The 9,422-nt window shown below is 64.1% G+C and carries 11 protein-coding genes; 7 read left to right on the forward strand and 4 right to left on the reverse strand.

Annotated elements, in window-relative coordinates; translation table 11 throughout:
* Window positions 1-759 precede the first annotated feature (759 nt).
* Window positions 760-1,176 (reverse strand): hypothetical protein, encoded by a 417-nt coding sequence (locus QH168_RS13505; RefSeq protein WP_280234959.1) that lies wholly within the window; start codon window positions 1,174-1,176, stop codon window positions 760-762.
* Window positions 1,177-1,266: 90 nt separating this feature from the next.
* Window positions 1,267-1,596 carry a hypothetical protein gene (locus QH168_RS13510; protein WP_280234960.1) on the reverse strand — a complete coding sequence of 110 codons (330 nt, stop codon included), beginning with the start codon at window positions 1,594-1,596 and terminating at the stop codon, window positions 1,267-1,269.
* 934 nt (window positions 1,597-2,530) lie between these two features.
* Between QH168_RS13510 and QH168_RS13515 the strand changes: the two genes are divergently transcribed.
* The 5 genes from QH168_RS13515 to QH168_RS13530 all read left to right on the forward strand — a co-directional run bounded on the left by QH168_RS13515 (window position 2,531) and on the right by QH168_RS13530 (window position 7,217).
* The gene (locus tag QH168_RS13515; protein ID WP_280234961.1) at window positions 2,531-4,477 is read left to right on the forward strand and encodes a hypothetical protein; all 1,947 of its coding nucleotides are present in this window, start codon (window positions 2,531-2,533) and stop codon (window positions 4,475-4,477) included.
* Window positions 4,474-5,337 (forward strand): immunity 49 family protein, encoded by an 864-nt coding sequence (locus QH168_RS13520; protein ID WP_280234962.1) that lies wholly within the window; start codon window positions 4,474-4,476, stop codon window positions 5,335-5,337. The genes QH168_RS13515 and QH168_RS13520 overlap by 4 nt, the downstream gene beginning before the upstream one ends.
* A gap of 316 nt (window positions 5,338-5,653) precedes the next feature.
* Window positions 5,654-5,803 (forward strand): hypothetical protein, encoded by a 150-nt coding sequence (locus QH168_RS27705; RefSeq protein ID WP_432421089.1) that lies wholly within the window; start codon window positions 5,654-5,656, stop codon window positions 5,801-5,803.
* 121 nt (window positions 5,804-5,924) lie between these two features.
* Window positions 5,925-6,362, forward strand: coding sequence for an SMI1/KNR4 family protein (locus QH168_RS13525; protein ID WP_280234963.1), 438 nt, complete (start codon window positions 5,925-5,927; stop codon window positions 6,360-6,362).
* A 153-nt stretch (window positions 6,363-6,515) separates the two neighbouring features.
* On the forward strand, window positions 6,516-7,217 hold the full coding sequence (locus QH168_RS13530; RefSeq protein ID WP_280234964.1) for a YwaF family protein: 702 nt from the start codon (window positions 6,516-6,518) through the stop codon (window positions 7,215-7,217).
* Here QH168_RS13530 and QH168_RS13535 read toward each other — a convergent pair.
* The gene (locus tag QH168_RS13535; RefSeq protein ID WP_280234965.1) at window positions 7,208-7,594 is read right to left on the reverse strand and encodes a hypothetical protein; all 387 of its coding nucleotides are present in this window, start codon (window positions 7,592-7,594) and stop codon (window positions 7,208-7,210) included. The genes QH168_RS13530 and QH168_RS13535 overlap by 10 nt on opposite strands.
* A 96-nt stretch (window positions 7,595-7,690) precedes the next feature.
* On the opposite strand from QH168_RS13535, the gene QH168_RS13540 reads away from it, so the two are divergent.
* The gene (locus QH168_RS13540) at window positions 7,691-8,344 is read left to right on the forward strand and encodes a TetR/AcrR family transcriptional regulator (protein ID WP_280234966.1); all 654 of its coding nucleotides are present in this window, start codon (window positions 7,691-7,693) and stop codon (window positions 8,342-8,344) included.
* A gap of 178 nt (window positions 8,345-8,522) precedes the next feature.
* Here QH168_RS13540 and QH168_RS13545 read toward each other — a convergent pair whose 3' ends face one another.
* Entirely contained in the window at window positions 8,523-8,795 is a 273-nt protein-coding gene (locus QH168_RS13545) for a DoxX family protein (RefSeq protein ID WP_280234967.1), read from the reverse strand.
* A gap of 57 nt (window positions 8,796-8,852) precedes the next feature.
* On the opposite strand from QH168_RS13545, the gene QH168_RS13550 reads away from it, so the two are divergent.
* Entirely contained in the window at window positions 8,853-9,128 is a 276-nt protein-coding gene (locus QH168_RS13550) for a hypothetical protein (protein WP_280234968.1), read from the forward strand.
* Window positions 9,129-9,422: the final 294 nt, after the last annotated feature.

A 9,422-nucleotide genomic window follows, 5' to 3' on the forward strand; every position in this document is an offset into this window, starting at 1 on the left:
ACCTTCACGTGCACATTGAGGGTGTCACAGGGCAGGAACTCGGGTACATCGCTGCGCAGCGACTTATCGTCGACGAAGTCAAGGGTGTTCATATTCAACCTTCTGGAGTTCGCCCGAACAGAGGAACCTGGCGGCACGAGCTCTACCGGTACAACACCCCCCCGCAAAAGACAACACCAAAAACGACTCCTGCAACTGCAACGGCAACGGCAACGGCAACGGCAACGAACCACCCACCCACACCCAGCCCGCCTCCACCGGCGACCAAGGCAACAACACCACCTCCCCGAACCAACCCACCCAGACCTCCAGCGCCGGAGACCCCGACAACATCTCCAGCGGCAACGACCGGACCCCACAACAACCCACTCAAACGTCCCCCACCAGCACTGAACCCGGCGACCCCACCGTCGACCACAACTCCAGCAGCAATAGCCAGCCCGACCGCCCTTCTCCTGCCGACCGGGGAACCGGTGGAGACCAGGGCAACCAGGCCGGAGACCCGATCACCGCGAACGAAGGCGGCAACACCAACAGCGACAACAACTCCGGCGCGAACACTCCCGACAACGGCACCCGCGACACCGACGCCACCGGCACCGGAACCGGCGACAACAGTCCACCCCCGAACAACCCACCATCCTCACCCTCCACCGGAGGCGGCGACAGCAACGACGACCCGCGCCAGCCTGACAACAACCCCACCAACCCGAGTTCCCTGGACCTTCCCACTCAAGACACCCAGCCCTCCCAACCAGCTCAGCCCCCGAACTCCCTCGACCTACCCGACCAGGACACCACCAGCACTCCCACCGGCACACAACCCCCGAACTCCCTGGATCTCCCCGACCAACCCGCCCCCACCGCGCCCGACACCAACTCGCTGGACCTCCCGGACCAGGGCAACCAAACCCCGCCCGCGTCATCGAGCCAAGAGCCATCGCTGGACCTGCCCACCCAGGCCGACAACCCGACCAGCTCGGCCACCAACCCCCTCGACCTCCCCGCGCAGGACACCACCCCCGGCACCCAAAACCCCACCTCCCCAGCGCCGGACAGCGCTTCCACCGGCCAGCCCGCGACCGGCACACCGCCCACCACCGGCGCACCGCCGTCCTCCGGCATGCCACCGTCTTCCGGCATGCCCTCGACCCCGAGCGCATCCGGCACCCCCACCTCACCAACCGCACCGCACACCCCGCAGGCCGCCAACTCGCCCGATAACCCGCCCGGCCCCACCGCACCACCGCGGGACAACACCGCAACTCAGACCACCAGCGGCGCCCAGACGACGTCGAATCCGACTGCACCCCAACACACTCCGTCGGCCTCGACCCCACCCGACAACGCGAACGTCCCCCAGGCGCCCTCCCAGCCGAGCCCGAGCACACCTCCGGCACAGCCGAACTCACCGGACAACCCCGCTCTGGCAACGGGCAATCCTGCCAGCTCGACGGGCGCGAACACACCAGCCAACTCTGTCGAGCCGAACGCTTCCTCGCGCCCAACGTCGGCAAACCCGATCGACGGCCAGCCTTCACCGGCGAGCACTGGCAACCCGTCGACAGATCCGTCGAACCCCGCAGACAGCTCCACCACAGCAGCGTCCGCGGCTACGGCAACCGCCCCACCGCCCACAACGTTCACACCCCCGACCCAATCTGCCGATGCGCCGCGGTCCACCACACCCACGGACCCCGCATCCGCGCCCGCCCAAGCGGCGCAACCCACCCCGCAGGGCCAAACGCCGCGTCCGGCAACGCAACCCAACCCGACATCCGTACCCCCACGCCCGGACACCGCGCCGACCGCAGCCCCAACCGACCGCCCCGGCAGTGGTAACGCGCCCCGCAGCCAGCCACGCCGGAACAACACGCACACCGACCAGCCCCACCTCGGCGACACAAACCCGAATCCGCAGACCAGCCCCGATCGCCGGAACACACCCACGGAAAGCCCCGCCGACCGACCTCACCCCAGCAACACCCAGCCCACCGCGTCATCAGGCCCTGAGCGCCGGAGCAGCGCACCGACCGGGAACCCAGCCGACCGCCCCGGCAACCCGAATCCCAACCCGCCGAACCCGGCCGACCAGAACACGGACACTCCGGCCGACCGCGCGACAAATCCTGCTGCCCGCAAACCGGATTCGCCGCCGCCGAACCGCCCCGGCCACAACCCGGCCATCCACAAATACGTCGCCCATTACAACGACGGCCGCCCCATCGCCCGAGACCCCTTCTACGCGGGCCAGTACAACCCGCACATCGGCCGCTACCAGCCGACCGAAGCCGAAATCCAAGCCGAGCGCGCTCAACTCGCCAACAACCCGGCGCACCCCACCCCGGATCGCCCGATAGCCCCAGGCCACCCGAACACCCGCACGCACCCGCAGGCTCACCCCGGCACACCCAGCTACCCCGATCAGGCAAACCCGAATACATCGCCGAACTCGTACAACCCGCCCCCGGGAACGCCCAACAGCTACACCCCCGATCGCCCCGCGCACTTCCCAGACACCCGCGCCCCGATGTCGGAGCCGCCAGCGCACGCCCCCTACCGCAACCAGGGCGCCACCCAGCACCCCGGCCACGCCAACTACCCGAGCCCCGGCCAACCCGGCGGCGGCTCCCCCAACGGCCGCCCGAACAATGCCCCGAATCCCGGCCAACGCCCACCGAGCCAGCCCCCACACTCGGGCCGCCCGAACCAGCACGCCGTTCCGAACCAGAACCCGGCCTCCAACTACACCCCAGCCTTCGACACCCCCAAGCGCACTGCCAAGGAATGGCTGGACCGCCTCAACCGTATGGGCGGCGGCGACCCCAACTCCTCCCCGTGGTCCACCCCGAACCACACCCAACCCAACAACGCCCCCAACGCCACCTCGCCCCGATCGGCCGACCCCTCCACAACGCACCCCACCGCGCCCATCTCAACCCGCCCGACCGACAACACCTCCACACCCCCAACCAAGCCAACGGACCCGAACCAACCATCCGACCCGAACCGGGCCGACTCCACCGAACCCGACGAACCCCGAGACACCCGTCTCCCCGACAACATCGACCACACTCCCCACAGCACCAGCATCGGCGACGACCCCACCACCCACCGCGTCCGCGAAAACCTCCGCAACGAGGGCGATTTCGACGTCATCATGCACGCCGACCGCAACGGCGACCCCGGACTCACCGCCGACCAGATAGCCCAGGCCATCCGGGACAACCCCAACTACACCCCCGGCACCCCCGTCCGAATCGCCGGATGCCACCTGGCCAACAACCCCACCCTCGCCCAAGACCTGGCCAACCGCCTGAACGCCCCCGTAACCGTCGCGACCGACGCGGTAGGCGTCCCCAACAAACCCGACTCCCCCGCCCACATCCGCAACGGTGGCCAATGGGTAACCCACCACCCCACCTCCCCCACCGGCGAAACCCCCACCCCCACCCGCCATGAGCCCACCGCCACACCGCCGTCAGACCCAGACCAGCCCGTGGACTACATGGCCGCCGACCCATCACCGGCCTCCGACGGCGAAGAGGCGCGAAGAATCATGCGCGAACAAGTCAGGCGCGCAAACGAAGAGCCCGGGTACTTCGACAGGTACTACCGCGTCGACCGCAGGGGGATCATCTACCGGCACTCGATCGATCAAGCTGACGAATCGGGCCAAGTTCCACCCCAACTCGTCCGCGACCGCGATACCGGGCGGTTGATTGCGGCATCCGACGCCCCGCCACCGATTCCGCCGCGGTACCACCTCCTTCCGGATCCCCATCAGGAAGTCCAAGCAGGCGAAGAGCGACAGCTGGTCGAGTCTGTCCCCTACGGCCGGGACACCGCCACGCCGGAAGCGCTGAAACGTCTGGACGAGGCCGCCCAAACGCGCCGAGAGGCCATCGACGAAGACCAGGCTGCCGAACGAAAACTGAAGGAACTTCGGGAACGACTGAAGACAGATGACACTCCAGAAAATCAGGAAGCGGTCCGGCTCGCTGAAGCGGACCATTCGCCCAAACATACTGAGATGGGCCATGCTTCGGAGGCATACGGCGAGTCCATCGCAGCACATCACGTCATACCTGAGCACTATCCCAATGCAACGCCCCAGCCGCTCGACGGACCCAAGAACGGGAATGACCAGTTCGATCAGGTATGGCTGACCGAGGACGGCCGGTACGTCGTTGTCGAGGCAAAGAGTAGCGTCGACACCGAATTAGGTGCCCGTAACATCGCTGATGGTCGGCGCGCATCTCAGGGGACACGAGAATATTTCGAGGACATCATAAAGCAGATGGAGGAGCGCGGTAAGACCAACCCGACGGAGAGAGCGCTGGCGATAGAGCTGAGGGAAGCTCTCGCGGCCGGTCGCGTCGACTATATACTTGTCAAGGGAAATCGCAATGAAGGCGAATACAACGGATACTCGCTTTCTCGGTTCAACATCGACAACAGTGAGGTTCAGACTTGATCAGCATCGAACGGCATTACTCTCCGGGAACCGACGATCGGGAATATGCTGAATTTTACGAGCAGCAGCTCGAGAAAACAATGTCCTGGTTGGACAACGGGAGGCCACCCCAGTTCGATCTCATACTCGCTACCGCACAGACGAATCTCTACGCACAACTAGCAATCGACCCCCGGGGCTCGAAAATCGAGACTTGGCAAGCGGTCGTCAGTGCCCTACAGATCGCGGCCGCTCTGTTCACTGCCGCAAACACACCCAAAGGCACTCCCACACAATGCTTCATCGACCATGAACAACGAGTTTTTCCAGGTACGGGTCCGAACTCTGCGACCAGCGCGGGAAATTGGCTCTTTGCATTCTGGCTTGCCATCGTGTGCCGCGATCAGAAACGCATGAGCGAACTCTGCAATATCCCGATCGAGCTGCTCCGAGCGTCCGGTGCGGAGTACGACGAATACATCTATGACTGGGTCGACACCCTGCAAACTTACTGGCTGGAACGCGACGGCCTCGTTGAGAAGCTGACCAGAACCATCGAGAAATCGGATCCATCGGCAGCCACCATCGCGCCACGCGATCTATTGAATTACATCCTGTACCAGCCGATCGAACTGTTTCATCAGTTCCTCCGCCGGAATCAAGATGACTTCAATCAGGCCCTCGCCGAGGCAGTGCGCCTGCACAAGAAATACTGGACTGCCAACGAGAAGCGGGAAATGAGCAACGTAGGCTACCTGGCCCTCGGCCCGCTCGCCATTACATGCCTCGCCTACGACGCGGGACTCTCCATCGACGTCGAGTCCGACTACCTCCCCAACGCCCTCCTCGAGCGCAAGTGGCTCGGCGAGTTCCCGACCTGATGTGGTCGGCCGGTGTCCTCACGTTCGATTCGACGGGCACGTGCGGCTACTATTTCGGTCCGGTCGCGCCAGTGGATCCCGGAGCCCGGACCGAAATACCCGGACCATGCACCGCTACCCGATTGATATGAAACGAATTGATCTCAACCTCGACGAGACCGATTCGGGCGATGATCTCCGACTCTTATACGATGGAGAGCCGTTCACCGGTGAGGCTGTGGAATCGATCGGAGATCAATTACTGTCTCAAGAATTCTATGTAGACGGGATCGCACACGGGGCTACACGGGAATGGTGGCCAAATGGTCAACTGAGGATGGAGGGGCAGATACGTCACGGGTTGGAGTACGGAATATTCCGAAGGTGGCACGAGAACGGACAGTTGGCAACGGAGAAACATTTCGACGATTTCGGCAGGCTACATACCGTACATAATTGGGACGAGAACGGAATTCAAATCGACTGAAATAGACATCTCGCCACCAAGTATCGTGGAGAACGCTCGACAAGGGGGCATTCTCAATTCGAAACTCACACTTTCCACCGCGCAAACAAATCTCACCCATGAGGACATCCCATGAGGACATATGGATCTCACAGTCGCCAAGAGGTGCACTGATACAGAAATAACAGCACTCATGAACGCGCAGGGAGTGATGGCGATCCCGGATTCCTACCGCGAGTTTCTGAGGTTCAGCGGGAAGAATCCATACTGGCTCGCACGATCAGGAGAATGGGACTATGAATGGCTACTCGAAGCCAAGGATCTCGCCCGCGAAATCGTTGTCGACGACAACCAGGATTTCACCCCATTCGAAGGGTCGTTCATCTTCCAAACCCACCAGGGCTATATGTTCTACTACTTCCGTCCGGAAGATCTGACAAGACCTGATCCGCATTTCTGGATCTATAAGGAAACCCACGATCCGCGTGACAGCGGCATGACATTCACCGAGTGGTTGAAGGATCTGGCCGATTACCTCCCTCACGCCAAGGAAGTCAGAAGGCGTCTAGGAATAGAGTAGCGGCCGGAATGATTCCGCCGGATATCGCGATCTCGCCGTGCGAAGTGGCCTACCGAACGTCAGCGATATCGCCGCGGTTCCTGGGGCTCGATGGGCTCGCCGGTGGTGCGCACCCCGCCCACCGCGACGCGATCCACCATTACCCTGGATGGTGTGAACCCACCGGTGGCCAGGGAGTTCTCCGCGTACGGGGTGTCGCATTGGGTTGTGCTCGCCGTGTTTCTGGTGGGGGCGGTGGTGGTGGTTCTGGTGGGGCGGAGGGAGGGGAAGGGTGGTGCGCCAAGCGGATTCAGTCGTGGATTCGGGGCTGTGACGCTCGGGGTGTATCTGGTGATACTGCTGTCCACGATGTTTCCGCCGACGATCGGGCAGTCGGTTCCGCTGCGATTGACGGATCTGGCGACGATGGTCGCCGGGTTCGCGCTGATGACGCAGCAGCGGTGGGCGTATGCGCTGACCTATTACTGGTGCCTGACCTTGAGCACGCAGGCGCTGGTGTCACCGGCGTTGGAGAGTCAGGACTTTCCGCATTACGAGTTCCTGGGTTTCTGGGCCATCCACCTGCTGGTCGTCTGGGCGGCGATCTATCTGACGTGGGGTGTGGGTATGCGCCCGGATTGGGGCAGCTACCGGTTCGCGGTGGCGGCGACGGTGGTGTGGGTGGCGATCACCTTCGTGGTCAATTCGCTCGCGGACACCAATTACGGATTCGTCAACCGCAAGCCATCCACCCCGTCGCTGCTCGATGTGCTCGGGCCGTGGCCGTGGTATCTGGGGACCGTCGCGGCGGTACTGCTCGCGGTGTGGGCGTTGATGACCTGGCCTTGGGTACGGGCCGGAGACCGTCAGAAGTAGCTCATCATCGCCGCGTCGAATTCCTCGGTGTACGGGACCGCGGCGGGCGGGCGGTAGTCGAGCGCGCGGACGTGGCGGAGGAATTCGTCGGGGATGTCGATGGCGTAGCGGGACAGGTAGTGGATGGAGTCGACTCGCCAGATCCAGATGCCGTCGGAGATCAGGGACCCGGCGCTGGTGATGTTCTTGGTGTTGTCGACGAGGTCGCGTTCGACGTCGAGTACGTCGAGGACGGGTGGTGCGGCGCGTAGGTAGTCCAGGATCTGGGCGCGATCCTCGATGGTGCGCTGAGTGAACGATCCGAACAGCGATGGCAGCTCGTCGTGGCCCCCGCTGTACATCTCCCGGAAAATGCCGACCGGCTTCAGCACCGTCATGAAAACTCCCTCCTCCGTGCTGCGCTCATGGTAGTCGGCGCGCGCCTGCCTACGGGACTGTTGCTATCGAAACTGACAGTTTCGTATGCTGAGCCCATGGGTACCGCGAAGCAGACGGGTGGGCGGCCCCGTGAGCAACGGGTGGATACGGCGATCGCGGCCGCGGTGATGGCCGTGATCAGCGAGCACGGCTACGCGGGCTTGACCGTCGATGCGGTCGCGGCGCATGCCGGGGTCAGCAAGGCCGCGATCTACCGTCGCTACGCCACCAAACAGGAGATGACCTTCTCGGTCCTGCTGCACGGCGTGGAAGAAGCCGCGCCCGCCGATACCGGGAGTCTGCAAGGCGATCTGAGCGAGCTGACCGAACGGATCGGCGAGCAGGTCAGCGGTTCGAGCGCAGACACCCTGAGCGGCCTGCTCGCCGATGTCCGCGCCGATCCCGAACTGCGCAACCGCTTCGCGTCGACATTCCTGACCGTGGAACGCCGCGTGATCGGCACCCTGCTCGACCGCGCGATCGCCCGCGGCGAACTGACCCGTCGGCCCGACGTGGCGGTCGTCCAGGCGTTATTACTGGGCCCGCTGTACGCCTGGCTGATCGTGCTCGACGAGGACCCCGCACACGCGACCGAACTCGCCCACCTCGTCGCCAGGATGGCCGCGGACGCTCTGACCGCGAATCTGCTGCCGACCGAGACCTGGTCGAAGCCCGCGCCCCCACCCGGCATCACCTCGAGCCGCGAGTGACGAATTCACACGAGCGGACCCCGGTGACCGTGCGTGGGCCGCCCCGCGGCAGACCCGGCCGATCTCGTCGACCGAGTGACTGCGCACCCCGGCAGCACCGACGCGAAGGCGAACAACACTCGGACCACTGTGTCCACCCGCGTAGTCGCGGCGGCAAACGCGACTACGCCCCGGCCCCTCAGGCCGATGAACTCTTCTGGACTCTGCCGAAACCTGATTCGGCACCCGATATGCGGGCCTGGCTAGTCTGCCAGGCGGGTGGCATGACCGTCGCCCGCCATCGGGCGTGGGTGGCCATCGCGCCGAGCATCAGCAGAATCCAGCAGACGGCGGTCACCGGCACCATTACCGGCGCGATATCGAGCACGGCGGGCAGGATGAGGCCCGCCGTGGCGAGGAGTTCGAGTATGCCGAGGTCCTGTCGAATCCGGCACCGGCGTGCTCGGTCCATCCCCCTCCCGATTTCGCGCCGAGTTCGTCGAGCTCGGCTTTGGGCAGGAAGACCTTGGTGGCGCCGCCGGTCGAGGCGATGGCGGCCAGCAACCCGGCAGCGGTCCATAGTGCGATGTTCATGGACACCAGATGCAAGCAGATTCGCCCGCGCTGCGGTTGCGGGCACGATCTGGCGCTACACGATCGCGAGACCGGAAAGTGCCATGCCGAGATCTCCCGGCGCGGAATGCACGGGATGCGAGAGTGGTTGGGCTGCAATTGCCGCCGCTACACCGGGCCGACACCGCTGGAGGACGTGTTCGCCCCGCCGATCCTTCCGCCGGAAGCCTGAACGGGCAGCCGTCGATTCACACTCATACGGGGGCTTTCATCGACTCCGGTGGAATATTCAACGGTTGAATATTTCGTAGTTGAACTCCAATCTTTTTGTGGAAGAACCGATTTCGGCTGTCTCGATGGTGCTAAATTGGGTCTCGGGGTTGTTCGGGGTGGTGTTTTGGTGTCATCAGCGAACCATCTGCTGTGGGTGTGATGTGGTGGGTGCGGGCCGGTGGGCCCGGATGGTGTGAATGCCCAGCATGTTTTCCGCGGCAGTGTCATTGCTCTACCCGTTTGCGGGTCGATC

Source organism: Nocardia cyriacigeorgica (assembly GCF_029868385.1).
Classification (GTDB): domain Bacteria; phylum Actinomycetota; class Actinomycetes; order Mycobacteriales; family Mycobacteriaceae; genus Nocardia; species Nocardia cyriacigeorgica_F.

Coding starts and splice junctions, on each gene's coding strand:
- QH168_RS13515 (WP_280234961.1), top strand. CDS start 2,531: ATGTCGGAGCCGCCAGCGCACGCCCCCTACCGCAACCAGGGCGCCACC.
- QH168_RS27705 (WP_432421089.1), top strand. CDS start 5,654: ATGGAGGGGCAGATACGTCACGGGTTGGAGTACGGAATATTCCGAAGG.
- QH168_RS13525 (WP_280234963.1), top strand. CDS start 5,925: ATGGATCTCACAGTCGCCAAGAGGTGCACTGATACAGAAATAACAGCA.
- QH168_RS13535 (WP_280234965.1), bottom strand. CDS start 7,594: ATGACGGTGCTGAAGCCGGTCGGCATTTTCCGGGAGATGTACAGCGGG.
- QH168_RS13540 (WP_280234966.1), top strand. CDS start 7,691: ATGGGTACCGCGAAGCAGACGGGTGGGCGGCCCCGTGAGCAACGGGTG.
- QH168_RS13545 (WP_280234967.1), bottom strand. CDS start 8,795: ATGGACCGAGCACGCCGGTGCCGGATTCGACAGGACCTCGGCATACTC.